This is a genomic window from Specibacter cremeus (genome assembly GCF_003946885.1).
Taxonomy (GTDB): Bacteria; Actinomycetota; Actinomycetes; order Actinomycetales; family Micrococcaceae; genus Specibacter; species Specibacter cremeus.
Window position 1 is genome coordinate 39,409 of the sequence record NZ_RWKQ01000010.1, and the last position, 25,587, is coordinate 64,995.

General features: G+C 68.9%; 21 protein-coding genes and 1 pseudogene. 10 read left to right on the forward strand and 12 right to left on the reverse strand.

What is annotated here, in order from left to right:
- Window positions 1-75: 75 nt before the first annotated feature.
- Genes EJC77_RS05345 through EJC77_RS05355 form a run of 3 tightly spaced genes read right to left on the reverse strand, consistent with a single transcriptional unit; the run spans window position 76 to window position 3,227 of the window.
- Window positions 76-1,179 (reverse strand): polyprenyl synthetase family protein, encoded by a 1,104-nt coding sequence (locus EJC77_RS05345; protein WP_125610543.1) that lies wholly within the window; start codon window positions 1,177-1,179, stop codon window positions 76-78.
- 3 nt (window positions 1,180-1,182) lie between these two features.
- Window positions 1,183-2,493, reverse strand: a complete 1,311-nt coding sequence (locus tag EJC77_RS05350) for a geranylgeranyl reductase family protein (protein WP_125610544.1) — start codon at window positions 2,491-2,493, stop codon at window positions 1,183-1,185.
- A 5-nt stretch (window positions 2,494-2,498) separates the two neighbouring features.
- Window positions 2,499-3,227 (reverse strand): demethylmenaquinone methyltransferase, encoded by a 729-nt coding sequence (locus EJC77_RS05355; RefSeq protein WP_125610545.1) that lies wholly within the window; start codon window positions 3,225-3,227, stop codon window positions 2,499-2,501.
- A gap of 105 nt (window positions 3,228-3,332) precedes the next feature.
- Here EJC77_RS05355 and EJC77_RS05360 point away from each other — a divergent pair, with 105 nt between their 5' ends.
- From EJC77_RS05360 to EJC77_RS05375, 4 genes are all read left to right on the forward strand, one after another.
- Window positions 3,333-4,697: an isochorismate synthase gene (locus EJC77_RS05360; protein WP_125610546.1), complete on the forward strand. Its 1,365-nt coding sequence runs from the start codon at window positions 3,333-3,335 to the stop codon at window positions 4,695-4,697.
- Window positions 4,698-4,879: 182 nt separating this feature from the next.
- Window positions 4,880-5,812, forward strand: a complete 933-nt coding sequence (locus EJC77_RS05365; protein WP_125610547.1) for an ABC transporter substrate-binding protein — start codon at window positions 4,880-4,882, stop codon at window positions 5,810-5,812.
- Window positions 5,809-6,786, forward strand: a complete 978-nt coding sequence (locus EJC77_RS05370) for an amino acid ABC transporter permease (RefSeq protein ID WP_125610548.1) — start codon at window positions 5,809-5,811, stop codon at window positions 6,784-6,786. The genes EJC77_RS05365 and EJC77_RS05370 overlap by 4 nt, the downstream gene beginning before the upstream one ends.
- On the forward strand, window positions 6,783-7,586 hold the full coding sequence (locus EJC77_RS05375) for an amino acid ABC transporter ATP-binding protein (protein WP_125610549.1): 804 nt from the start codon (window positions 6,783-6,785) through the stop codon (window positions 7,584-7,586). Before EJC77_RS05370 ends, EJC77_RS05375 begins: the two co-directional genes overlap by 4 nt.
- A gap of 136 nt (window positions 7,587-7,722) precedes the next feature.
- Here the strand turns inward: EJC77_RS05375 and menD are convergent, their stop codons facing one another.
- A complete protein-coding gene (menD, locus tag EJC77_RS05380) occupies window positions 7,723-9,426 on the reverse strand; it encodes a 2-succinyl-5-enolpyruvyl-6-hydroxy-3-cyclohexene-1-carboxylic-acid synthase (protein WP_125610600.1) in 1,704 nt (567 codons plus the stop codon).
- Window positions 9,427-9,536: 110 nt separating this feature from the next.
- Here menD and EJC77_RS05385 point away from each other — a divergent pair, with 110 nt between their 5' ends.
- Window positions 9,537-10,706: an ATP-binding protein gene (locus EJC77_RS05385; protein ID WP_125610550.1), complete on the forward strand. Its 1,170-nt coding sequence runs from the start codon at window positions 9,537-9,539 to the stop codon at window positions 10,704-10,706.
- An 11-nt stretch (window positions 10,707-10,717) separates the two neighbouring features.
- On the opposite strand, the gene EJC77_RS05390 is transcribed toward EJC77_RS05385, so the two are convergent.
- Both EJC77_RS05390 and EJC77_RS05395 read right to left on the reverse strand, forming a co-directional pair.
- Window positions 10,718-11,839 (reverse strand): baeRF11 domain-containing protein, encoded by a 1,122-nt coding sequence (locus tag EJC77_RS05390; protein ID WP_125610551.1) that lies wholly within the window; start codon window positions 11,837-11,839, stop codon window positions 10,718-10,720.
- Between the two features lie 110 nt (window positions 11,840-11,949).
- Window positions 11,950-12,954: an o-succinylbenzoate synthase gene (locus EJC77_RS05395; RefSeq protein WP_125610552.1), complete on the reverse strand. Its 1,005-nt coding sequence runs from the start codon at window positions 12,952-12,954 to the stop codon at window positions 11,950-11,952.
- A 370-nt stretch (window positions 12,955-13,324) separates the two neighbouring features.
- Between EJC77_RS05395 and EJC77_RS21510 the strand changes: the two are divergent.
- Together EJC77_RS21510 and EJC77_RS05405 are read left to right on the forward strand one after the other, a co-directional pair.
- Window positions 13,325-13,570 (forward strand): annotated as a pseudogene (locus tag EJC77_RS21510) (phosphatase PAP2 family protein); the annotation flags it as partial.
- Window positions 13,571-13,929: 359 nt separating this feature from the next.
- Entirely contained in the window at window positions 13,930-14,664 is a 735-nt protein-coding gene (locus EJC77_RS05405) for a VIT1/CCC1 transporter family protein (protein WP_125610554.1), read from the forward strand.
- Here the strand turns inward: EJC77_RS05405 and EJC77_RS05410 are convergent.
- The 5 genes from EJC77_RS05410 to EJC77_RS05430 form a co-directional block, all read right to left on the reverse strand.
- On the reverse strand, window positions 14,661-15,833 hold the full coding sequence (locus EJC77_RS05410) for an MFS transporter (RefSeq protein ID WP_125610601.1): 1,173 nt from the start codon (window positions 15,831-15,833) through the stop codon (window positions 14,661-14,663). The two genes, EJC77_RS05405 and EJC77_RS05410, sit on opposite strands and share 4 nt — an antisense overlap.
- A 162-nt stretch (window positions 15,834-15,995) precedes the next feature.
- Window positions 15,996-16,811 carry an MBL fold metallo-hydrolase gene (locus EJC77_RS05415; protein ID WP_125610555.1) on the reverse strand — a complete coding sequence of 272 codons (816 nt, stop codon included), beginning with the start codon at window positions 16,809-16,811 and terminating at the stop codon, window positions 15,996-15,998.
- A 25-nt stretch (window positions 16,812-16,836) separates the two neighbouring features.
- A complete protein-coding gene (locus EJC77_RS05420; protein WP_125610556.1) occupies window positions 16,837-18,222 on the reverse strand; it encodes a dihydrolipoamide acetyltransferase family protein in 1,386 nt (461 codons plus the stop codon).
- Window positions 18,219-19,289, reverse strand: a complete 1,071-nt coding sequence (locus tag EJC77_RS05425; RefSeq protein WP_125610557.1) for an alpha-ketoacid dehydrogenase subunit beta — start codon at window positions 19,287-19,289, stop codon at window positions 18,219-18,221. Before EJC77_RS05425 ends, EJC77_RS05420 begins: the two co-directional genes overlap by 4 nt.
- On the reverse strand, window positions 19,286-20,431 hold the full coding sequence (locus EJC77_RS05430) for a thiamine pyrophosphate-dependent dehydrogenase E1 component subunit alpha (protein ID WP_125610558.1): 1,146 nt from the start codon (window positions 20,429-20,431) through the stop codon (window positions 19,286-19,288). The genes EJC77_RS05425 and EJC77_RS05430 overlap by 4 nt, the downstream gene beginning before the upstream one ends.
- A 186-nt stretch (window positions 20,432-20,617) precedes the next feature.
- Here EJC77_RS05430 and EJC77_RS05435 point away from each other — a divergent pair, with 186 nt between their 5' ends.
- Both EJC77_RS05435 and EJC77_RS05440 read left to right on the forward strand, forming a co-directional pair.
- On the forward strand, window positions 20,618-21,070 hold the full coding sequence (locus EJC77_RS05435) for an Lrp/AsnC family transcriptional regulator (RefSeq protein WP_125610559.1): 453 nt from the start codon (window positions 20,618-20,620) through the stop codon (window positions 21,068-21,070).
- A 73-nt stretch (window positions 21,071-21,143) separates the two neighbouring features.
- On the forward strand, window positions 21,144-22,811 hold the full coding sequence (locus EJC77_RS05440; RefSeq protein WP_125610560.1) for an APC family permease: 1,668 nt from the start codon (window positions 21,144-21,146) through the stop codon (window positions 22,809-22,811).
- A gap of 414 nt (window positions 22,812-23,225) precedes the next feature.
- On the opposite strand, the gene EJC77_RS05445 is transcribed toward EJC77_RS05440, so the two are convergent.
- The gene (locus tag EJC77_RS05445) at window positions 23,226-24,710 is read right to left on the reverse strand and encodes a helix-turn-helix domain-containing protein (protein ID WP_125610561.1); all 1,485 of its coding nucleotides are present in this window, start codon (window positions 24,708-24,710) and stop codon (window positions 23,226-23,228) included.
- A 122-nt stretch (window positions 24,711-24,832) separates the two neighbouring features.
- Here EJC77_RS05445 and pxpA point away from each other — a divergent pair, with 122 nt between their 5' ends.
- Window positions 24,833-25,579 carry a 5-oxoprolinase subunit PxpA gene (pxpA, locus tag EJC77_RS05450; protein WP_125610562.1) on the forward strand — a complete coding sequence of 249 codons (747 nt, stop codon included), beginning with the start codon at window positions 24,833-24,835 and terminating at the stop codon, window positions 25,577-25,579.
- The last annotated feature ends 8 nt before the right edge of the window (window positions 25,580-25,587 follow it).

Genomic DNA, 25,587 nt, shown 5'->3' on the forward strand with positions numbered 1-25,587 from the left:
TGCCGAAACCCCGGGATCTCGACAAGCTCGATCACCGACAAGCTCGATCACCGACAAGCTCGATCACCGGGGCCGTTACACGTCGCGGGCGACGACCGCCTCGGCGAAGCTGGCGAGCGCCGTCTTGACCATGCCCTCGGGCAGTGGCGCCAGGGCGGCGGCCGCGTCGGCCGCCCACTGCCGGGCCACGGCCCACGACTCCGCCGTGACGGGATGCTCGCGCAGCGCGGCCACGGCCTCAGCCAGGGCCTCGTCGCTGGTCAAGTCGCCATCCACCAGGGCCAGCACGCGGGCCGCGGATGCGTCGCCGTCCGCCGCGGCCTTGCGCAGCAGCAGCACGGGCAGCGTCGGCACGCCCTCGCGCAGGTCGGTTCCCGGGGACTTGCCGGACACCTGCTTCAACCCGGTCACGTCGATGACGTCGTCGGCCAGCTGGAACGCGACGCCGACCTTCTCGCCGTACTCGATCAGCACGTCCACGAGCCCGTCCTCCACCCCGGCGAAGATGGCGCCCAACTGGCCGGACGCCGCCACCAGGGACCCGGTCTTGTCCGCGATCACGGACAGGTAGTGCTCCACCGGGTCCTCGTCCGGGCGCGGCCCCACGGTCTCGTGCAACTGGCCCAGGCACAGCCGCTCGAACGTTCGCGCCTGGATGCCCAGCGCCCGCGCACCGAGCTCGGAGACCAGGATGGACGCCCGGGCGAAGATCAGGTCGCCGGTCAGGATCGCCACCGAATTCCCCCACACCTCGTGCGCGGTCGGGGCGCCGCGACGGAAGGGTGCCGAATCCATGACGTCGTCGTGGTACAGCGTGGCCAGGTGCGTCAGCTCAACAACGACGGCGGCACGCACCACCTCCGGGTTGCTCGCGTCACCGAGGTGGGCGGCCAGCAGGGTCAGCAACGGGCGGATGCGCTTCCCACCGGCCTCGACCAGGTGCCGGCTCGTCGCATCGGCCAACGGGTCGGAATTGGCGATGGCCAGGCGCAGTTCCTTCTCCACCCTGGCCAGGCTCATGGCGATCGACGGACCCAGCTCCGAGTCCTCGGCAATGGCGGAGAATCCCTTGGGCAGCTGCAGGCCGGTGGCGATGGCCATGGTGCTGGGGTTCGGGTCGGTGGAGGGCGGAAGGCCGTGGCCGGCATGGGTCCAGCTGTGGTCTGCGGAAGAAGTCACGAATTAACACTTTACTGTCGGCGTGGACGGTTGACCTGCGGTGCTGCCCTGGTTGGTTGCGGCAGGGACGAGCCGCTCCAATAGATGAATTACTCTATCCTCAAATCCCGCTCCGCCGGGTTCGGCGAGGTTGGCCATCAGGCGCACCACGAAGCGCATCAGCACCGGGATGGGCATGCCGGTGCGCAGCGCCACCTTCATGACCTGCGGCTTGCCGATCAGCCCGGCGAACACGCTGCCCAGCGTGAAGTGGCCGCCCCACGCGGCGCGCACATGGTCCGCGTAGCCGGCCAGTGCGTGGTCGGCGGCGCGGGCGGAACCGGCCGCCGCGGCGCGTTCGATGAACTCGGCCGCGTACCGTCCCGACTCCATGGCGTAGGAGATGCCTTCCCCGTTGAAGGGGCTGACCATGCCGCCGGCGTCGCCGAGCAGCAGCAGTCCGGGCGAGGCGTGCGGGGTGCGGTTGAAGCCCATGGGCAGTGCCGCGCCACGGATGGGCCCCACCTGGTTCTCCGGCGCGAAGCCCCACTCGGCCGGCATGGCCGCCGTCCAGTCGCGCAGCACCTGGCGGTAGTCGAGCTTGCCGAACTCCTTCGACGAGTTCAGGATGCCCAGGCCCACGTTGGCGGTGCCGTCGCCCACGCCGAACACCCAACCGTAGCCGGGCAGCGGGTTGCCTGATTTATCGGGCAGTTCCAGCCAGCCCTCCATCCAGTCGTCGTCGTGCCGGGGCGAGGCGAAGTACGTCCGGTAGGCCACGCCGAGCGGACGGTCGTCGCGCTTCTCGTGCCCGAGCGAGACGGCCGTGCGCGTCGAGTTGCCATCCGCGGCCAGCACCAGGTCGGCGTGGAAGTCGACCGTTTCACCGGTCTTGCGCCCGGCCCCGTCCACCAGTGCCGCCCGGGCACCCACGACGCGACCGGCGTCGTCCGTCAACGCACTCGTCACGGAGTGCCGTTCCAGGATCCTGGCACCGGCGGCCTGCGCGTGCCGGGCCAGCGCCTCGTCGAAGCCGAGCCGGGTGCGGATCAGCCCGTAGTCGGGGAACGCGCCCAGCGACGGCCACGGCACCTCGACGGTTCGCCCGCCGGCGATCAGCCGCAGGCCCTTGTTGCGCCGCCAGCCGTCGGCGGCCTCGTGCGGCAGGCCCATGAGCCGCATCTCGCGCACGGCGCGCGGGGTCAGGCCGTCACCGCACACCTTCTCGCGCGGGAATGCGGTCTTCTCCAGGACCGTGACGTCGATCCCGGCACTGGCCAGGTAATAGGCGGCGGTGGATCCGGCCGGGCCGGCCCCGACTACGAGGACTTTCACGTCAGCTAGAGCGCCGGTTTCACGGCACTGGGCTTAGCCGCACCGGGCTTGACAGCGCGGTGCACAGCCACGATGCCGCCGCTGAGATTGCGGTACGCCACGTCCGTCCAGCCGGCCCCGGTGAGCCATGCGGACAGCGCGTCCTGGTTCGGCCACGCCCGGATGGACTCGGCCAGGTACACGTACGCGTCCGGGTTGGAGGCCACCTTCGTGGCGATGGCCGGCAGCGCCCGCATCAGGTATTCGGTGTAGACGGTCCGCCACGGCGCGAACGTGGGATGCGAGAACTCGGCCACCACCAGCTTGCCGCCGGGCTTCGTCACGCGCAGCATCTCGGCCAGCGCCTTCTTCGGGTCGATGACGTTGCGCAGGCCGAAGGAGATGGTGGAGGCGTCGAAGGAGTTGTCCGCGAACGGCAGGTTGGTGGCGTCACCGGCGATGAAGTCGATGTCCGGGCGGCGGCGCTTGCCGACCTTGAGCATGCCGACGGAGAAGTCGCAGGCGACGACGGAGATGCCGGCGTCCGCGTACGGTTCGCTCGAGGTGCCCGTTCCGGCGGCCAGGTCCAGCACGCGCTGGCCGGGCACGGCGCCCACGGCATCGACGACGACCCGGCGCCACCGGCGCGTCTGTCCCATGGACAGGATGTCGTTGACGATGTCGTATTTCGCGGCGACGTCGTCGAACATGGCGGCGACTTCGTCCGGACGCTTCTCCAAGGATGCACGGTTCACGTCCCCAGTGTCTCAAACTTTGCCGTCGGCGTCCCAAACACCCGCGCCCCTGTGGGCCAGGACACCCCGCGGGCAGTGGGTGCGGGCGAGTAATCTTGATCCATCATGACTGCAACCCTGCGCGCCCTCACCACGGTCCTGGATGCCGCGGCATTGGGCGGACTTTCCCTCACCGGACCGGCCGATGTCCTTGCCCGAGCAGGAGACAGCATGGATGGCACAGCCGAGCCGCTGTGCTGGATCCGCCGCGGCCAGGGCCTGGTGGGCCTGGGCGAGGCCGCCCGCTTCACCGGCACCGGCCCGGACCGATTCGCCGACGCCGAGCAGTGGTGGCGGGACGTGCTGGCCGCCGCCCGTGTCACCGACCCGTTGCGGCTGCCGGGCACGGGCGCCGCCGCGTTCGGGTCGTTCGCGTTCTCCAAGACGAGCGCGCACGCGTCCACGCTCATCGTCCCGTCCCTGCTGGTCGGCTTCCGCGACGGCACCGCGTGGCTGACCCAGCTCACCATGAACGGCGCCGCGCCGACGGCCGGCGACGCGCACCGCCAGCTGCGTGCCTTCCTCGCCCCCGCTTCCGGTGAATTCACGACGGCGGGGCCCGGCTCCGCGCGGACCGTCACCGGTGTGGTGGAAGCGGGTGCGCTGGATGAGGCGGCCTGGAAGGAGTCCGTGGCCGCCGGCGTGGCCGCGATCGCGACGGGCGGGCTGGACCACGCCGGGCTGGAGAAGATCGTGCTGGCCCGCGACGTGGTTGCCCGGCTGGCCGCACCGGTCTGCCGGGTATCGATTCTGCAACGATTGAGCGCCCAATACAGCGAGTGCTGGACGTACGGGGTCGACGGGCTCGTCGGCGCCACACCCGAGATGCTGATCAAGGTGGACGGCGACATGGCGAAGGCGCGCGTGCTCGCCGGCACCCTGGATCGCGAGGACGCGCCCGACGGCGTGCCCGACTTCGCCGCCACCGTGCTGGCCGGTTCCGACAAGCAGCGGCGTGAGCACGACTTCGCCGTCAGGTCGCTCACCCGGCAGCTGGCGCCGTTCGCCACGGACCTGTCCTTCCCACCCGAACCGTTCATCCTGGAACTGCCCAATGTGTGGCACCTGGCCTCCGACGTCCATGCCCGCCTGGCGGACAACGACGGGCACCTGCCGACCTCGCTGGCCCTCGTCGAGGCGCTGCATCCCACGGCCGCCGTGTGCGGTACACCGCGGGAATCCGCGGGGAAACTCATCCTGGAGCTTGAGCACATGGATCGTGGCCCCTACGCCGGGCCGGTCGGCTGGCTGGACGGCGCGGGCAACGGCGAGTGGGGCATCGCGCTGCGCGGCGCCGTCATCGAGGACCCCACCACCGTGCGGTTGTATGCCGGGGCCGGCATCGTGGCCGCGTCCGATCCGGCCGCCGAGCTGGCCGAGACGTGGGCCAAGTTCCGTCCCATGCTGCAGGCGCTGGGGCTGCGCGGCTGACGCCGCACGGCACCCCGGACACCCCGCGACAGAATCCGGCATCCCAGACTGGGGGTGGAAACGGGGCCTTGAACATCTCCCGCAAAAGTTGTTCAATAGTGAAACGTAGTTTACCGTGATGCAAATCACAGCGGTTATACACTTGGCTTTCAACCACTCCCGTTCAAACCAAAGGGTAGGAAATGCATATCTCGACAAGGCTGACCGTCCGGCTCGCGGCCGTCGCCGCCGTGGGCGCACTGGCACTGACCGGCTGCACCAATGCATCGCAACAGACAGGGGCCGGCGCGGGCTCAACCGAGTCCGCCACCTTCGACCCGTCATCCGTCGCCAAGGACGACGCCCTCATCGCCATGCTCCCGGCGGCGCTCAAGTCCAAGGCCACGCTCGACGTCGGCTCTGACACGTCGTACGAGCCTGCTGAATTCCTGGCCACCGACGGCCAGACCCCCATCGGCTACGATGTCGACTTGGCGAAGGCCATCGCCGCCACCTTGGGCAAGAAGGCAGCGGTCCATACCGCGGACTTCTCCACGATCCTGCCCAAGCTCGGCAGCCTCTACGATCTGGGCATTTCATCCTTCACGATCAACCCGGAACGTTCCAAGGCCGTGAACTTCGTCAGCTACTTCAATGCCGGCGTGCTCTGGGCGGTGCAGAAGGGCAACCCGAAGAAGATCAGCCTCGACGACCTGTGCGGCAAGACGGTCGGCGTGCAGACGGGCACCGTTGAGGAGAACCCGGATGTGTCGGGCCGGTCGGCTGCCTGCGTCAAGGCGGGCAAGCCCGCCATCACGATCGTGTCGCTGAAGAACCAGACCGATGTCACCACCCGGCTCGTGGGAGGCACCATCGACGCGATGAGCGCTGACTCGCCGATCACCCGCAACGCATTGGCCAAGACCAACGGCCAACTGGAGACGCTCGGTGCCGTCTACGACTCGGCGCAGCAAGGCATCGCCATTGCCAAAGCTGACACCCAGTTCGCCCAAGTCATCGAGAAGGTCATGAACAAGCTCATCCAGGACGGAACCTACGGCAAGATCCTCAAGGACTGGAACAACTCCGAAGGCGCCCTGCCGAAGGCCGTCATGAACCCGGCGGCCGGCAGTTGAGCAGGACAGCCACCAGCGCACCCGCGGCCGGCAGGGATGCCGAGCCGGAACTGATCCGCGCGGTTCCGGTCCGGCACCCGGGCCGGTGGGCGGGCGCCGTCATCATCTTCCTGGCCCTGGCCATCGCCGGACAATCAGTGGTGACCAACCAGAACTTCCATTGGGACGTTTTCCGGACCTACCTGTTCGACGTCCTGGTGGTCCAAGGTGTCGGGTGGACCCTGATCCTGACGGTCACATCGATGATCATCGCCATCGTGCTGGCCATCCTGCTGGCGTTTATGCGACAGTCCGACAATCCGCTGTTCCGGTACGTTTCATGGACGTGGGTGTGGTTCTTCCGGGGCACTCCCGTCTACACCCAGCTGCTCTTCTGGGGTTCGGTGGCTGTCCTGTATCCGCAAATCGTCGTGGGCGTCCCCTTCGGTCCCGCGTGGTTCGCCCTGGATACGCAAAAGGTCATCACGTACACGGTGGCGGCGATCGTGGGACTGGGCCTGAACGAATCCGCCTACCTGGCAGAGATCTTCCGCGCCGGCCTGAAGTCCGTGGACACGGGCCAGATGGAGGCCGCCGAGGCGCTGGGCATGCGCAGGTCCAAGATCATGTGGCGGATCATCCTGCCGCAGGCCATGCGCGTGATCGTCCCACCGACCGGCAACGAGACGATCGGCATGCTGAAAACAACGTCGCTGGTGCTGGCCGTACCATTCACGCTGGACCTGACGTTCGTGACGAACACACTTGCGAGCCGGACGTTCCAGCCCATCCCCCTGCTCATGGTCGCCGCCGCGTGGTACCTGTTCATCACGTCGGTGCTGATGGTGGGCCAGTACTACATCGAACGGCACTTCGGCAAGGGCGTGGACAATGTGACCAAGGCCCCCGTCAAGGCCACGGCCGCAGTAGCCGCGGCGCACGCAGGCGACCCGAAACCGACCGACGGAAACACTGAAACGACGGGCAAGCTATGACCGAGACAGCCAAGCAGGCAGCGCAACAGGGCACCCTCGTCCAGCCGCTGGTGCGGATCGAGGGCGTGCACAAGTACTTCGGCGAACACCACGTGTTGCGCGGCATCGACATGACCATCAAGGAGGGCGAGGTCTCGGTGATCATCGGCCCGTCCGGGTCGGGCAAGTCGACGCTGCTGCGCTGCGTGAACCTGCTTGAGACCATCAGCGCCGGGCGCATCAGCGTCCGCGACGAGCTGATCGGCTACCGGGAGGTCAACGGCAGGCTCCACGACCTGAACGCCAAGCAGATCGCGGCCCAGCGCCGGGAGATCGGCATGGTGTTCCAGCGCTTCAACCTGTTCCCGCACAAGACGGCGCTGTACAACATCATCGAGGCACCTACCCAGGTGAAACGGCAGTCCAAGGCGGCCGCGCGCGTCCGGGCGCTGGAACTGCTGGAAATGGTGGGGCTGAGCGACCACGCCAACCACTACCCGTCGCAGCTCTCCGGTGGTCAGCAGCAGCGCGTGGCGATCGCCCGGGCGCTGGCCATGGAACCGGAGCTCATGCTGTTCGACGAGCCCACGTCCGCGCTGGACCCGGAACTCGTCGGCGACGTGCTGAACGTCATGAAGGACCTGGCGAAGTCGGGCATGACCATGATCGTGGTCACCCACGAGATCGGTTTCGCCCGCGAGGTCGGCGACACGTTGACGTTCATGGACGGCGGCGTCGTCGTCGAAAGCGGCAACCCCCGCGAGATCATCGCCAACCCGCAACACCGCCGGACCAAGGAATTCCTCTCCCGCGTCCTCTGATCCCCGGTGGTCGAGCTTGTCCCCCGGTGGTCGAGCCTGTCGAGACTCCGGTTGATTACTGACAGGCTCAATCACCGAACCGGTGGTCGAGCTTGTCGAGACCGATGATTTCGACAAGCTCGACCACCGGTTCTCGTTACGGGGCCAACGCCTCCGCGAGGCGGGCGTGGAGGGCACGCAGGTCGGTGCGTTTCGCACGCACCTCGACGATGCTGCGGCCCGTGACGGGTGCGTCAAGGATGGCACTGAGCTCCGCCCCCGGCGTGACGGCCCGGTGCGCCCAACCGTACGCGACCGCCAGTGCGGACAGGTTGACCTGGTGGGGCGTGCCGAAGAAGCGTTCGACGGCGGCCCGGTACACGGGTGTCTCGCCGAGCCGCCCGTGCTCAAGGGTCGTGAAGATGCCGCCGCCGTCGTCGTTGAGCACGACGACCTGCAGATCCGCGGCGCGTTCCCCGGGCCCGGTGAGCAGCGCACCGGCGTCGTGGAGCAGGGTCAGGTCGCCGAGCAGCACGCGCGTCGGGCGGCCCGTGGCCAGCGCTATGCCCGTGGCCGTGGCCACGGTTCCGTCGATCCCGGCCAGACCGCGGTTGGCGAACACCCGGGCGTAGTGGTGGCCCGCGCCGGGCCGGCCGGCCAAGTCGACGTCGCGGACCGGATTCGACGAACCGAGTACCAGATTGGTGCCCGGATGGTTCCTGCCGGCGAGCCACAGGTCGCGCGCCAGCGCCACACCGGTGGCGTCCGTGCCATCCGCGAGCACCGCCTCCAGTTCTCGCTCGGCGATCGCCGCCCGCTCCTGCCACGCGGCCAGCCAGCCGTCCGGACCGCGACCGGCAAAGCCGACGAGCTGCTCCCACTGGGTCAGCACCAGCTCGGGGCGCCGGCCCGGCTCGAACCAGGCGACGGGACGCGGCACGTACAGGGCCCGTTCCAGCTCGGGGCAGGCCAGTAGTCGGGCGACCGGCCGGGACAGCGTGGGCCGGCCAAACACGACCACCCGCTCGATGGGCCGTGCCGTGACGGGGCCGAAGTGGTCCAGCAGCAGCCGGTACGGGCCGATTGCGTTGGGCCCGAAGCGGGCGTTCGACGACGGCTCGGCCAGCAGCGGCAGGCCCAGCAGACGGGCAAAGTACTCCGCCGCGGGACCGGCGTCGTGCCCGGCCACGACCACGGTCCGGTGCTCGTTGGACGGCAGGTGATCGGTGGTCGAGCTTGTCGAGGCCTGGGTCTCGACAGGCTCGACAAGCTCGACCACCGGCCTAGGCTCGGCCACCGCCTCGGTTCCCGGGCGGGTGAGCCACCCGCTCCCGTCCAGCTCCGGGGTGAGCGGCTCGCGAAACGCCAGGTTCAACTGCACGGGTCCGGCCGGGATCCCCGGCAGCCGGCCCTGCGCGGCACTCAACGCCGTGGCGACGGCGCCGGACGGGTCCGTGCCGGCCGCGATGTCGGTGGCGAAACGGACGTGCTCGCCGAAGAGATCCAACTGGCTGGTGGTCTGGTTGGCGCCCGTTCCGCGCAGCTCCTCCGGCCGGTCCGCGGATAGCACGATCAGCGGCTTGCCCGCATGGTTGGCCTCCATGACGGCCGGCAGCAGGTTCCCCACTGCCGTGCCCGAGGTGGTCAGCACGGCCGCCGGGGCTCCCGCGCCAAGCGCCATGCCGAGGGCCGTGAACCCGGCCACGCGCTCGTCGACGCGAACATCGACGTCCAGCCGGCCGTCCCCCTGCGCCTCGGCCAGGGCGTAGACCATGGGGGCGCTGCGCGAACCGGGGGCGACGACGACGTTGCGGACGCCGGCCGATTCCAGCGCGTCAACCACGCGTCGGGCGGCGTCCATGGAGCTCAGAAAAGTCACGCCTCCATCTAATCACCCGGGCATCTACAAAAGTATAGACAAGCCTAGTATTCTGCTATATATACCTAGATATTCGTAGAATTGAGGAAGCGTTGGATCCGGTTCTCAACCCCTACTCGCCTGGGGCCGGCCGTAAACCGGCGGCGTTGGTCGGACGAGACCAACCACGCACCGATTGGCAGGTCGCGTTGGACCGCGTGGAAATAGGCAGGTCTGCCCAGCCGTTCGTCTTGTACGGGCTACGCGGCGTCGGCAAGACGGTTCTGCTTTCGGACTTCCGGCGAGCGGCCGCTGACCGTGGGTGGATTGTGGCCCAAGTGGAGGCCGGCGCCGGAAAGTCACTGCGGCAGGCGCTGGGCGAGACACTGCACGCTCCCTTGGCTGACCTCGCCCGTCCCTCCGCGGGACGTCGCCTTGCAAGTGCCCTCAAGACCGCGCTCAGCTTCAAGGCATCCTATGACCCTGCAGGAACGTGGAACTTCGGGGTCGATGTGGCCGGCGCCCCCGGTGGCGGCGCTGACACCGGCGTCCTCGAAACTGATCTGCGCAAGCTCGTCCACGACTTGGCTGCCGCCGCCGACGAAGAGGGCGTCGGACTGGCTATCTTGATCGACGAGGCGCAGGACCTTGACCCAGCGGAACTGGTGGCTCTTTGTGCCATTGCCCACGCGGCAGCGCAGGACGACTGGCACGTGCTTTTTGCCGTGGCCGGCCTGCCAAGTCTTCCACGGGTGCTGACCGAGGCGAAGTCATACGCCGAGCGGTTCAACTACCACTTGGTCAAAGAACTTCGCGGCTCGGTGGCCGCGGATGCGCTGACCAAGCCCGCAGCAGACGACGGTGTCGCCTGGGACGGGGCGGCCGTGGGACTTGTTGTCGAGGAAAGCGCCGGCTACCCGTATTTTCTCCAGCAGTTCGGGCAAGACACGTGGAACGCCGCCAGCGGTTCGCGCATCACGTACGACGACGCCCGCGTCGGCGTGGCCACCGGCAGGGGCGCGCTCGACACCGGGTTCTTCCGCGTTCGATGGGACCGTGCAACCCGCGCCGAACAAAAGTACCTGCGCGCGATGGCCGAAGACGGCGACGACGGCAGTTCCTCGGGTGAGATCGCCAACCGGCTCGGCCGCCGCGCAACCAGCTTTGGCCCGATCCGGGCAAACCTGATTGCCAAGGGCCTCGTGTACGCACCAGAGCACGGCGTCATCGCCTTCACGGTGCCCGGCATGGCGGCATTCATCAACCGGCAACCCACCTCGTAGTCTGGGCACCCTCAGACGGCGAAGCGCAGCATGGCCGCCACCGGTCCCCCGCCGGGCACGTCCTCGGCGCGCACGGCCAGGATCCGGGCGTCGGCCAGGAACGACCGGCGCAGCACCTCATCGACCACGCCGTAGTTGTTGGCGTCGGCCGTGCCGTCCACGGTGATGACGCCACTGTCCGCGTCGACGGTGCCGGGCACGCTGTGATCGATGTCCACGAACAACGTCCCAACCGCCCCGAACGTCGCGGCCCGGGCCACGTCGCTGAGGTCGCTGACCGCCCGCCCGGCGGTGCGCAACCGCTCGAACTCCTCCGTCAGCGCGGCCAGTTCACCGGCGTACAGCCCGTTCAGGACGAGCCGCGCGGCCGCGGCCAGGTCGCCGTTGCTGGTCTCCTCCGGGTTGCCGGCGATCCCCTCGGCGGCCAGGTGGGGGTAGGTGTTCACGGACCGGAAGATGCCGGCCAGCGGCTCCGTGGCCGCGAGGATCAACGGCAGCGCCTGGCCGGCCAGGAACGGGCGCATGGCCTGGTTGACGGCGCGCGCGTACTGGCGCAGACGCACCTTCTGCCCCTCGGAGCCGTGCAGCCGTCCGGACGGGTCCCGGCGCGTGACGGCGTCCAGGCCCACGGATTCCGCGGCGTCGGCCGGCATGTCCGGGAGCTGGACCTCCTGCGGTTCGGCGTCGGCGGCGACCTCGATCAGGCGGACCGAGTTCTGCGCCAGGGCCAGCACATACGAGGCCTGCGGGAACGTCGTGGCCCGCATCAGCGGCTTGACCTTGAACCGGTCCGCGACCTGGACGTGCCGGCTGAGCCGGTTCGGCAGCCGGAACGTGGCCAGCGAGCCTGTCGTGGCGAAGATCGCCAGCGTGTTCGACTGGTGCGACCAGAACACCCGGTCGTCAACCAGTTCGGCGATGGCGGTGCTGATCGGCTCGAACGCGCGCGCCTCGCCCCCGGAGGCGGTCCATTGGGTGGCGGCCTCCGCCACCAGGTTCTTCAGGTCGATCCGGCTCTTCTCGGTGTCCGCAGGGACCGGGCTCGTCGGCAGGTAGATCGTGACGGCCAGCCCGTCCCTCGCGGCCGCAAGGGCCTGGATCTCGGCCTTGCCCGGGATATCGATGTGCAACATGGATCGCGCCCTCCCTCACGGTTCCCTGCCGCCCGGCAGGTGCGCCGCCACGAGACAGTGAGGCGGCTTAGTCCCGACATTACACGGACCGCCAGCCCAGAAACAGGGACTCAGGACGGGCGCTCGACGTCGTTCCCGGCGGCCAGCACGGCGTGGCACCGGGCGAGCCGGTCCAGCCACCATTGGCGCCGGCCGGGCGGGGCGGCGTGCCGCGCCAGCAGCCCCGGATCGGCGACGATGTCGCGGACCCGGATGCCGCCGTCGACTGCCACCAGCGACTCGGCGACGACGTCCCCGGCCATGAGCGAGACCGTCCCAAGCCCGCACGCGTAGGGCAGTTCGGGCAGCGCCGCGGCCAGTGCCACGCCGGCCCGTATGCCCACTGAGGTGTCCAGCGCGGAACTGACGACGGCGGGCAGCCCCGCCTCCGCGACGATCGCCAGCGCCCGGCGCACCCCACCCAGGGGTGCGGCCTTCACGATGATCAGGTCCGCGGCGCCGGCCCGGGCCACGGCGAGCGGGTCGGTGGCCTTGCGCACGCTTTCGTCCGCCGCGACCAGCACGGAACCGTCCAGGGCGCGGCGCACGGCGGCGAGCCCGTCGACGCCGGGCACGGGCTGTTCGGCGTATTCGAGTCCGAAAACGGACAACATGCGCACCGCCTTCACGGCCTGCGGCACGTCCCAGCCGCCGTTGGCGTCGATGCGAATGCGCGCCTCCGGCAGCAGGTGCCGTACGGCCCCCACCCGGGCGGCGTCGTCGGCCAGCGACTGGCCGGGCTCGGCCACCTTGATCTTCACGGTGTGGACGGCGTCGAAGGCGGCGAGCACCTCCGGCACCCGGGCGGCCGGCACGGCGGGCACGGTCGCGTTGACGGGCACCACATCCCGGACGGGGGCGGGGAATCCGTCCCAGCCCGCCTCGATGGCACCGGCCAGCCAACGGGAGGACTCGGCGTCGTCGTACTCGACGAACGGGGAGAACTCGGCCCACCCGGCCGGGCCGTCCAGCAGCAACACCTCGCGGTCCAGGACCCCGCGGAACGTCACCCGCATCGGAACGGTCACCACATGGGCGCGGGCCAGCAGGTCGTCGAGCGCGGGAACGGAGTCCATGCGCCCCACTCTAGGGTTCTTCCCAAGTTTGTGTGGCAACCTAGACGGGATGACTACGTACGGGAGCCGATCCGGGCATGCACGCCGCCGGGCCGCCGCCCCCCACGCGTTGCCGTTCATCCTTGCCGCGCTGATCGCCCTGGCCGGGGTCGTGGCCACGTACCAGCTGTTCGTGAACCGCACCGAGGGCCAGTTCATCGACGAGTCCGCGCTGACCGAGGCCGCCGTGGCACGCCACTATCTCGGCGTCCAGGCGTCTCAATGGCTGGATGCCCTACCGCTCACGAGCGTGGTGATCGCCGCCTTCGTCGTGCTGTTCGTCACGCTGGCGCGCCGCCGCTGGAAGGCGGCCGGCATCGCCCTGCTTGCCATGGGCGCGGCGAACCTGAGCACCCAGTTGATCAAGGCCGCGCTGCCCAACCGGCCGGACCTGGGTGTGGACACCCTGTCGCTGAACTCGCTGCCGTCCGGGCACAGCACGCTGGCCGCCTCGGCCGCCGTCGCCGTGTTCCTGGTGGTGTCGCCGCGATGGCGGCCGGCCGCCGGATTCCTGGGCGGCACGTACGCGGTCGTGTCGGGCGTCTCGACGCTGGTCAACCAGTGGCACCGGCCCGCCGACGTGTTGGCGGCGTTCTTTGTCGTCGCGTTCTGGGGCGCGCTGGCCGCGCTGGCCGTGATGCGCACCGGCAACGCCTGGAACGTGTGGGCTGGCCCGCGCGAACACTGGGCGTCTTCCGCGTGGTGGACCATCGGGGCCGCCGGCTTGGCCGTGCTGACCATCGTCGGCGCATACACGGCGGTGGCGTCCGTGGCCGCCCACCCGCAGACGAGCCGGATCACCTATTTCCTGGCCGGCGCCGCGCTGATCGCCGCGTGCGGCTACGCGCTGACCATGTTCGGCGCGCTGCTGCTCGGTTCGCAGGCACGACGCCGGGCCCGCTAGCCGAGGGCCCGCAACTGTGGTTCGCTGGTCCCATGGACGCTGACGGGCCCGCCGAGTCCCCGTTCCACGACGACGAGCCGCACAACGGAGGATTGGCAGTGCGGCTGAACTGGCTGCGCGCCGGGGTGCTGGGCGCCAACGACGGGATCGTCTCCGTGGCCGCCGTCGTTGTCGGCGTGGCCGGCGCCACCGGCCACCTCCCGACCATCCTGACCGCGGGCCTGGCCGCCCTTGTCGGCGGCGCCGTGTCCATGGCCCTGGGGGAATACGTCTCGGTCAGCAGCCAGAGCGACAGCCAGAGGTCGCTGATCGAGAAGGAGCGCTGGGAGCTGGCGCACATGCCCGAGGAGGAGTTGGCGGAACTCACCGCCCTGTATGAGGCGAAGGGACTCTCCACCGAGACGGCCGCCCTGGTCGCCGCGGAGCTCACCGCCCACGACGACCTGGCCGCGCACCTGTCGGCCGAGCTGAACATCGACCCGGACGACATCGTGAGCCCGTGGCACGCGGCCCTGGCCTCCGCCGTCAGCTTCGTCATCGGGGCGATCCTGCCCATGCTGGCCATCCTGCTGCCGCCCCCGCAGTGGCGTGTTCCCGTGACGTTCCTCGTGGTGCTGGTCGCGCTGGCGCTGACCGGGGCGACGGGCGCGCGGATCGGCGGGGCGCCGGTTCCGCGAGCCACGGTCCGGGTGGTCGTCGGCGGCGCCGTGGCCCTGCTCGCCACGTTCCTGGTCGGATCGTGGCTGGGTGCCAGCGGCGTCGTCTAGGTGCGCGCCGCCGGCGCGCTGCGCGGGATCCAGTACCAGAGCACGGCGGCCGCGACGAGGCCGAGCGCCCCGGTGGCCCCGATCCCCACCGACAGCGTCGCCACGGCCGTGATGGCGGACAACAGGGCCGGCCCGCCGGAGTTGCCGACGTCGGACAGGAACCGCCAGATACCCAGGAACTGGGGCCGCCCCAGCGCGGGTGAATGGTCCGCGCCGAGCGTCATGATGAGCCCCGAACCGATCCCGTTGCCGAGGCCCACCAGCAGCGCGACGAGCAACAACGAACCCGCCCCGTGCGTGAACGGCATGGCCAGCAGGCCGAGCCCCATCAACGCCATGGATGGCACGGCCACGGCACTGCGGCCCTTCTGGTCCATGACCTTCCCGGCCGGGTAGAACACGAGCATGTCGACGGCGCCGGAGAGCCCGTAGATCAGTGATGTGGTTGTGGCGTCCAGGCCCAGGTTGTCGGCCCACAGGGGAATCACCACTTGCCGGGCGGACCTGACGGCACTGACCAGGACCACACCCACGCCCAGGGTCGCGAACAGCCGGCCGTAGCTGCCCAGCAGGTGCCGTACCGTGGGAGCCGGCCCCGCCGCCGCCCCCGCGCGGCCCGGTCGGGACTCCAGGTCGGGCAGCGTCCACACCACCACGCCGGCCGCGGCCACGGCGACGGCGGCCACCCAGTACGCGCCGGCCAGCCCGGCCAGGTGGATGGCCAGGGCGCCCACGAACGGTCCGGCGAAGATGCCGATCCGGCCCACCCCGCCCAGCGTCGACATGGCCCGGGCGCGCAGCGTGGGCGGGACGGCGGCCGTCAGGTAGCTCTGCCGGGCCAGGTTGAACTCGGCGCTGGCCGCACCGATCAGCAGCACGCCAAGCGCGAAGAGCCACAGGTCGTGGGCAAGGATGCACAACAGCAACGCCACGAGTGTCAGCACCGAGGCGCCCACGAGCCCCATGCGCTCGCCGAACCGGGCCGTCAGCAGCGAGGCGGGGATGTTGCTGACCAGCGAGCCGAGCCCCATGAGCGTCACGACCAGGGCGGCCGCGGCCAGGGACGCACCCATGTCCCGGGCCGTTAGGGGAATCACCGGCAGGATGGCGCCCTGCGCGACCCCGAACAGCAGTGTCGGCCCGAAGACCGGGACGGCGATGGCTCGCATCGTGGGAGGGGCGGGATTGCTCACTCGCACCACTGTAGCGCCCGGGTCTCGACAAGCTCGACCACCGGTGGTTGAGCCTGTCGAAACCCCGGTCTGTCAAGCTCGACCATCGGTGGTTGAGCCTGTCGAAACCCCGGGTCTGACAAGCTCGACCACCGGGGGTCAGTGCTGTGTCGCCCGCAATCGGGACAGGAACAGCCGCGCCTCGTCCGGCCCGTAGGGCAGCATCGGGATGGCCTTCGTGGCCAGGTCCGGCATGTCGGCCAGCGCGTCGGACGCCTGCCGGACGGCATGGGTCATGGTGTCGGCCATGCCGGCCACGAACCCGCTCGAGGCCGGCTTCCCGTGGCCCGGGACCAGGAAGTCGTAGCGGTCGCGCAACCCCACCAGCTGGCGCAGCACATCCGCCCAGTCGGCGGGGAACGAATCCTCGAACGACGGGTCGGCGCCCTCCTCGACGATGTCACCGGCGAACAGCGTGGAGGGCGTGCCGACGAGCAGGTCGCCGTCGGTGTGCGCCCGGCCCAGCCAGAACAGCGTCACGCTCACCCCGCCCAGGTCCACGAGCACCGGCCGGTCCTCGACGAGCGCCGTCGGCGGCACGATCTCCGTGAGCGCCCCGGTGCCGGCAGCCATCTCCGGTTCGGTGCCGCCAACGAAGGCACGCTGCGACTCACCCGTGGCGGCCATCGCCCGCGCGGCGGCGGCGTGCGCCCAGAACTCGGTGGCGCCGTCGTGCCTGAACACGGCATTGCCGAAGAAGTGGTCCCAGTGCGCGTGCGTGGTGGCAACCACCAGCGGCAGCTCCGTCAGCTCGCGCACGGCGGTCAGGATCTGCGCCCCGTGCCGCGGCCCGCACCCGGTGTCGACGACCATGGCCCGCTCGGCGCCGACGACCAGCCCGGTGTTCAGCCGGACGCCGGGCACGCCCTGGCTGCCGAGCACATACGTGTTGCCACCCAGATCACGCCATTCCATGCCAGAACCCTACCGCCCGGCGGCACTACAATTCTGCCAGCATCGCCGTGGGGTTCTCCATCGCGTCGGCGACGAAGCGCAGGAACCCGGCCGCCACCTCACCGTCGCAGACCCGGTGGTCGAACGCGAGCGTCAACTCGGCCACCTGGCGCACGCGCAGCCGGCCGCCGACCACCCACGGCCGGGGCATGATGCGGCCCAGGCCGAGCATGGCGGCCTCGGGGTGGTTGATGATGGCGGCCGACCCGTCGACGCCGAACACGCCGTAGTTGTTGATGGTAAACGTGCCGCCGGACAGCAGCGCCGGGCCGGCCTTGCCCGCACGCGCCGTCCCGGCCAGCTCGCGGATCCGCGCGTCCAGTTCCCGGGCACCCAACCCCTGCACGCCGCGCAGCACGGGCACCACCAGGCCCCGATCGGTCTGGGCGGCGAAGCCGAGATTCACGCCGTCGAACTCGGTGAGCTCGCCGCCGTCGGCGGTGTCCGTGAACTGCCGGTTGAGCTGCGGGTACCGGGCCAGTCCGGCCGTCGCGAAGCGCGCCACGAACGCCAGCAGACCGGGTGCGGTGCCGTCGCGCTCCTTGAGCTTGCGGCGCAGGTTGAGCAGTTTCGTGGCATCCACGTCGACCCAGACGGTGGCCTCCGGGATCTCCCGCCGGCTGCGCGAGAACGCGGCGACCGCTGCCCGTTGCATGCCGGTCAACGGGGTGCGGGCGCGCACGCCCAGCCCGGTGCGTTGGTCGATTCCCGTGGGTGGATGGACGACGACGACGTCCCCGCCCCGGGTGCCCGGCTCGCGTTCGGTTGCGCGGATGGCGGCGTCGACGTCGCTGCGCAGGATCAGTCCGTCGGGCCCCGTGCCGCGGATGGCCGCCAGGGCCAGGCCGTGATCGTGGGCGAGCTTGCGCACGATCGGCGAGACCACCAGGGGCGCGGCGGGTTCCGGCGCATGGTTGGCCGGTGCCGCCGGGACGGGCTTCCGCGGCGCCCGCGTGCGGCCGGGCCCCGCCTCGCCCGAGGTGCCGTAGCCGATCAGCACGTGACCGGACTCGCGGTGATTGAGCTTGTCGAAATCGGTCTCGACGGGCTCGCGGTGATTGAGCTTGTCGAAATCGGTCTCGACGGGCTCGACCACCGGGGTCTGGGTCTCGACGGGCTCGACCACCGGGGTCTCGGCCCGGATGGAGATCAGCGGCTTCCCGACGGCCAGGGTCTCCCCCTCGGCCCCGTGCAACGTGGCCACGACGCCCTCGAACGGGGACGGCACTTCGACCACGGACTTTGCGGTCTCCAGCTCGGCAACGGGCTGGTCCACGTGGACGGCGTCGCCGACCCCGACCAGCCACGTGACGAGCTCGGCCTCGGTGAGTCCCTCGCCCAGGTCCGGCAACATGAAGACTTGCAGGCTCATGCGTCCTCCCACTGCAGCTCGTCCACGGCGTCGAGGATGCGGTCCACGCCCGGCAGGTGGTACTTCTCCAGGTTCGGCGCCGGGTAGGGGATGTCGAAGCCGGTCACGCGCAGCACGGGCGCGGCGAGCGAATGGAAGCAGCGTTCCTGGATTCGAGCGGCGATCTCGGACGCCATGGACGCGAAACCGGGCGCCTCGGCGACGACCACGGCCCGCCCGGTGCGGCGCACGGCCGCGCACACGGTCGTATCGTCGAACGGCACCAGCGAGCGCACGTCGATGACCTGCAGCGACCGGCCCTCCGCCTCGGCCGTCGCGGCGGCCGCGAGCGCGGGGGCGACGGACGGGCCGTAGGCGATCAGGGTCGCGTCGGTGCCGTCCCGGGCGATGACGGCCCGGCCGATCGTCGACGGCGCCGCGGCCGTGTGCCGGGCGCGCAGGGCGTCCAGGTCCACCGTGTCCTTGGCGAAGTACAGCTTCTTCGGTTCCAGGAACACGACGGGGTCCGGTGACGCGATGGCGTCGCGCAGCATGGTGTACGCGTCGGCCACGGTCGACGGCGTGAGGACGGTCAGCCCGGGCGTGTGCACGTAGTAGGCCTCGGAGGAGTCGCAGTGGTGCTCGACGCCGCCGATCCCGCCCGCGTAGGGGACCCGGATCACCAGTGGCAGCCGGACCCGGCCGCGGGTGCGATTGCCCATCTTGGCCACGTGGCTGGTGATCTGCTCGAACGCCGGGTACGCGAACGAGTCGAACTGCATTTCGACGACCGGGCGCATGCCGTTCATGGCCATGCCGGTCGCCATGCCGACGATGCCGGATTCGGCCAGCGGCGTGTCGAAGCAGCGGTCCTCGCCGAACGTGCGGGTCAGCCCGTCGGTGACGCGGAAGACGCCGCCGAGCGTGCCGACGTCCTCCCCGAACACGACGACGGACGGGTCGGCGGCCATGGCATCCGCCATGGCCAGCGTCAGCGCCTTCGCGAACGTGAGCGTCTGGACGCCGTGCAGCTCGGCGAACTCGTTGCGGGATGTCACGCCGTGCGGCGTCTGGGACACGGTGGTCATGATGTGGCTCCTGTGGGGGTGGCGGCCAGTTCGGCGGCCAGGGACCGGCCTTGTTCGTCCAGTTGCGGTGTCGGGGTGCTGTAGACGAACCGGAAGAGGTCCTGCGGGTCGGGGGTGGTGGTGGCGTTCAGGCCGTCGCGCAGCGTCTTCGCGAGCGTCTCGGCGGCCGCCGCGATCCGGTCCTTGTCGGCGGCGCCCAGCGCTCCGGCGTCGGACAGGTATTTCTCCAGCCGCACCAGCGGATCCCGGAGCACCCACTGCGCCACCTCGCCGTCGGACCGGTAGCGGGTGGCGTCGTCGGCGTTCGTGTGCGATTGCATGCGGTACGTGTGCGCCTCGACGAGCGCCGGGCCGCCGCCGTTGCGTGCGCGCTCGGCCGCCTGCCCGAGCACGGCCAGCAACGCGGCCAGGTCGTTGCCGTCCACGCGTTCGCCGGCCATGCCGTAGCCGATCGCCTTGTGCGCCAGCGACGGCGCCACGCTCTGGTGGACCAGGGGGGTCGAGATGGCGTACTGGTTGTTCTGGACGAGGAAGACGACCGGGACGTGGAACACGGCGGCGAAGTTCAGTGCCTCGTGGAAGTCGCCCTCGCTGGTGGCGCCGTCGCCGCAGATGGCCAACGCCACGGTGTCCTCGCCGCGCAGTTTCGCCGCGTGCGCCACGCCGACGGCGTGCAGCAGCTGGGTGGCCAGCGGTGTCGATTGCGTGGCGACGTTGTGTTCGTGCGGGTCGTAGCCGCTGTGCCAGTCCCCGCGCAGCGACGCGAACGCCTCGAGCGGGTCGACGCCGCGGGCCAGCACGGCGACCATGTCGCGGTACGTGGGGAACAGCCAGTCGCGCGGTTGCAGGCACATGGCGGCGGCCACCTCGCACGCCTCCTGGCCGTGCGACGACGGGTATACGGCCAGCCGCCCCTGCCGGACGAGCGCCCCGGCCTGATCGTTGACGCGGCGCCCGATCACGAGTTGTTCGTAACCGGCCAACAGGGTTTCCAGATTGGGCATCGGGTAGTCGGCCTTGTGGTCGCCCGCCGGTGCGGCAGCGCCGTCGGCGGTGATGAGCTGCACGACGTCGACCGACGGCAGCAGGAAGGTGGTGCCGCGTCCGCCCGCCTGGGCCGACCGCTCGGGGTGTTCCGTCATGAGCCTGCGCCCCTCCAAAGTTGAAAGATGTTCCGTCACTTCAGTATGGATTCGGTGCTCGTTTTGTATCCAGACCTTCGGCAAAATCTGGAATTTTGGAACCAGTTTCCGTAGTCTTGAAGACAGAAATGCTGTGTGAGCCACGTTACGGCGACAGTTGCACGAACCGTCCGGAAGGGAACCCGCATGAGCGACCACCAGCCGGTGCCGTTGGACGAGACGGACCGGCGCATCATCGCCGAGCTGACCCGCGACGGGCGCATGTCGGTGACCACGGTGGCGGCGAACGTGCACATCTCCCGGGCGCACGCCTATTCGCGGATTGCCCGGCTCACCGGCGATGGGGTGCTGACACGGTTCACGGCCGTGGTGGACCCCGTGAAGGCGGGGTTGCGGTCCTCCGCCTACGTCACCCTGAAGGTCAGCCAGCACTCGTGGCGCCAGCTGAAGGAGGACCTCTCACGGATCCCGGAAGTGCAGCACATCGCCCTGGTGGGCGGGGACTTCGATGTCATCCTGCTGGTCCGGGCCGAGGACAACGTGGGCCTGCGCCGGGTCATCTTCGACCAGCTGCAATCCATGCCCGGCGTGCTGGACACCCAGACGTTCCTGATCTTCGAGGACCTGGACACCCGGTGAATCCGTGCCCCATTGACGTTCTTCCGGACCGGGCGCATTCTGGTGCGGAGGATTGAGAGCATGGGAGCACATCATGACAAACGTGCAGGTACCTGTTCCGCCCAAAAGCACCAAACCCGGTTTGAAACGTGAAATCGGGTTTATCGGGCTTCTCTGGGCCTCAACCGGTTCCATCATCGGATCGGGGTGGCTTTTCGGGGCCAAGGACGCCCTGCAGATTGCCGGCCCCGCCGTCATCATCTCCTGGGTGGTTGGCGGCATTTGCATCTTGATTCTGGCCCTGCCGCACGCCGAGCTGGGCGGCATGTACCCGGTTTCGGGCGGCACCGCCCGTTTCCCGCACTACGCGTTCGGTGGCGCCGTGGGCGCGTCGTTCGGCTGGTTCTCCTGGCTGCAGGCCGCGACGGTCGCCCCCATCGAGGTCCAGGCGATGATCAACTATGCGGGCCACTACACATTTGCCAAGTCCTGGCTGGTGATCAAGCAGACCGCGGCCGGGCCGCAGCCCACGCTGACCGGCAGCGGCCTGACGGTCGCCATCCTGCTCATGGCAGCCGTCACGGCCATCAATTTCCTGAGCATCAAGAAGCTGGCCAACGTCAACAGTGCCGCCACGTGGTGGAAGGTCGGCGTGCCGCTGCTGACCATCTTCATGCTCGCGGTCTTCAACTTCCATCCGGGCAATTTCACGGCCGCCAACGGCTTTGATCCGGACGGGGTCAAGGGCATCCTGTCCGCCGTTTCCACCGGCGGCATCGTGTTCGCGCTGCTGGGCTTTGAGCAGGCCGACCAGCTGGCCGGTGAAAGCAGCAACCCGAAAAAGGACATTCCGCGGGCCGTCATCGGATCGACCATCATTGGCGTGTTCATCTATCTATTGCTGCAGTTCGCCTTCCTGGTGGCACTGCCGGCGTCGCAGCTCGGCACCACCTGGAAGAACGGCCTGTACACCGCCATGACGGGCCCCTTTGCTGACATCGCCACCCTGGCGGGCTTTGGCTGGCTGGCCGCGGTTCTCTACATCGACGCCATCATCTCCCCCGGGGGAACCGCGCTGATCTACATCACGGCATCGTCCCGGGTGTCCTACGGGCTCAGCCGCAACGGCTACGTCCCCGTGGTGTTTGAACGGACCAACAAGGCCGGCGTCCCCTGGGTTGGGCTGATCACGGCGTTCATCATCGGCTGCATCTGCTTCCTGCCCTTCCCGACGTGGCAGTCGATCGTCGGCCTGATCACCAGCGCAAGCGTGCTCATGTACGCCGGCGCCCCGCTGGCCCTGGGCGTGTTCCGCAACAGGCTGCCCCATGAAGACCGCCCGTACCGACTCCCCGCGGCCACGGTCATGTCACCCTTGGCGTTTGTCGTCGCCAACCTGCTGATCCTGTGGTCGGGTTGGAGCACGGACTGGAAGCTGGGACTTGCCATCCTGATCGGCTACGTGATCCTTGTCGGCAACCGGCTGTTCAACCTGAACCCGACCAAACCCCAGATGGACTGGAAGGCCGCCCAGTGGCTGCCCGTCTACCTGGTCGGCATGGGCCTGATCGTGTTTCTCAGCGATTTCGGGCCGCTGGCGCACCCCTGGTTCCCGCTCTATTGGGACATCCTGGCCACGGCGGTTTTCAGTGCCATCATCTACTACTGGGCGGTCCATGTCGCCTTGTCGGCCGACGAAATCAGCAACATGATCAACACCGTGGTGGTCGAGGAGGAGGCAACGATTCCCGGCGCCGCGTGACCGGGCCCGAACCGGATATTCACCCGCACAAACACTGGGCACCCGCGGAAACGTGCGGAATCCGGGGCCCGAAAGCCGCAGCCCGGCCCAGTCCAACGGCAAAAGTGTGGATAATGTCCACACCCGTCCAGGGCACCGCAGCATGGCCATCACCAGTCGCTTCGCGGCCACCGGTAGTTCCCGCTGCACGTCGGCGGCCTTAGGCCATGTGGATGCGCTCGTACCCGAACTCAACCACCACGCGAAGCCGTTCGCCGACGGCCTCGACATACTTCCGCAGGGTGTCCTACCTGGGCACGTTCAATATCACCGTGCTCGATGCGCGACACCCCGTTCTGACTCACCCGCAGGTGTCGCGCGCTTGGCCCTTGTTCTGCCCGGCCGTCACCTTGCGGCGCAGGTCAGGGTCTGGGTCTAGAGGTCCGTAATTCTCAGGGCCATTAGACAGGTTGCCTGTCCGTCCAGGGTGTCCAGGGGCAGCCGCATTAGCTCCGAGAGCAGTCGCAGGCGTTTGCTCAGGGTGTTGCGGTGAATATAGAGGTCTCGGGATGTTTGGGACGGCTGTGCGTTGTGTTTCAGATAGGTTTTCAGGGTCTGCAGGAGCGCGCTGTCGTGGTCATGGTCGTACGCGAGCACTGGAGCAAGGAGCTTGTGGGCTGCCGCGCGGGCGCCGCCGCCGGCGGTGGCCGCGATCAGTGATTGGAGATTGAGCGGCGCTGGAATCACCGGCTCCGAAACGTGTAAGACCTTGTGTCGTGCGTCCGCGACGCCCAGCCGCAATTCGTCCACACTGTCGGCCGGTCCTTTGACGATAATCGGCACCGTCCCGGCCACTTGGCGGCATGATTCCAGCAACTGTTGTGTGATCGACTCCGGGGGCTCCCCGGTGAGCGAGCTGGATTGGGCAAAGGCGAAGAGGTTGCCTTGCCAGGAGTGCATCTGGACACGGCTGAACAACTCCTGAACCGCCAGACGGATTTTCCACGGATGGGTTGAGTCGTCGGGACCTGGGCGGGCGACCACCAGATACGTCGCCGCCTGGGGGTCGAGCCCCGCCGCCCGAAAGGTCCGGGTGAGTTCGTCGGTGGCGACTCCCTCCCAATCGCCGAATTGTTGCAGCAGTGCCGTCATTCGTGCCGCTTTTTGCCCCGAGGCCTTGAGCACGTTGTTGAGTTGAACGGCGAGGATGGATGAGGCTGGACCGAGCAGCGTTGTCAGCGGCTCGCGGGAGAGTCCCCCGCGGGCAACAAGATGGAAGGTCTCCGTCCCGCCCATGGGCAGTTCGAAGGACGAAGCCTGGGTTCCCGCAGCGGCCCGGCGTAGGTCTTCGTGGGTCCAGCCCGAGCCCTTCGGCCAGGAAGCCACCACGTCGCCGATGGCATCGAAGATCGCGACTTGGCCTTTGGTGGCGTCGGCAATCTCGGCCAGCAACCCGCGCAAGGCGCCCCCGGCCCCGGCGATTCTTGCGCACCGGTCGGCCAGTGCCCACGACTGTTTGGTCAGTGCGAAGCGTTCCGCCTCCAAGACGCTGGTGACGAAACGCTGTACTTGGAGTGCGGGCACAACGTGCGGTACTTCCAGGAGTGGGACGTTATGGTTCGTGGCGGCTCTGACCAGGCCCGGTGGGATCAGCCGGTGGGCGGCGCCGGTGACGAACGCGAGGGCGGCCACCGGAACGTCCGCAAGCCGCTCGACGTAGGCGTCCCAGATGCGGTCGTCCGAAAAGTTGAATCCGATGCCATTGGTGATCAGGAGGCAGCTGGCGCTGAGAAAGGGTGTTGGGTCCAGGAACTCTGCCTGGGCGCAGAAGCTGATGGATCGGGCCAATCGTTGCCTCGAAGAGGGTGTGTGCAAACGCAACTGCAAAGTATCCTCGGCCAGCAAATCGGCGACTTTCATGCTCTCCCTCTTGACGGCCTGGTCTGGATCGCATCCCAGTGTGCAACTACGACAATTAGACACCAATGTAGTGGGCAAACGCACACTGGGATGTGACCTGAAGTCTCCGTAGGGTTTCACACATGCAACAAGACAATGTGAACGGCGTCACGAGCGGAATTGAGATCAACTCGGACATGGGTGAAGCCTTGGGGCTGCACACCTTTGGGAACGATCTGGAGCTCATGCAGATCATCGACGTCGCAAACGTCGCGTGTGGATTCCATTCCGGAGACCCGGACACCATGGAGGTGACGGTGCAGGCCGCCAAGGACCACGGCGTGAAGGTCGGCGCCCATCCGGGACTGCCGGACATCGTGGGCTTTGGCCGCCGGGAGATGAAACTGACGCCGGCGGAGGTCGAGTCCCTGATCCTCTACCAGGTGGGTGCCCTGACCGGTTTCCTGAACAAGGTGGGACTGGAACTGAACCACATCAAACCCCACGGATCCCTGTACGGAATGCTGGCGCGCGACCCCGAGCTGATGAGGGGTGCAGCCAACGTCGCCAAACTCTACGACGTGCCCATCTATGGATTGGCTGGCACCGCACACCAAAGCGTGTGCCAGGAGATGGGCGTTCCCTTCCTCGGCGAACTGTACGTGGATCTGAACTACGGCCCCGAGGGGCAGCTGCTCATCCAGCGGCGCCCCGAACCCACGGATCCCGCCGCGGCGGCCGAACGCGTGCGCAGGGTGCGCAGCGAAGGCGTTGTCGAAGCCTCCGATGGCTCCCTGATCACCATTGACTTCGACAGCATCTGCGTACACTCCGACGCCCCGAATTCCCCAGCCGTAGCTGCGGCCGTCCGGCAGGCCGCCGGTTCCTAACCCGCTGC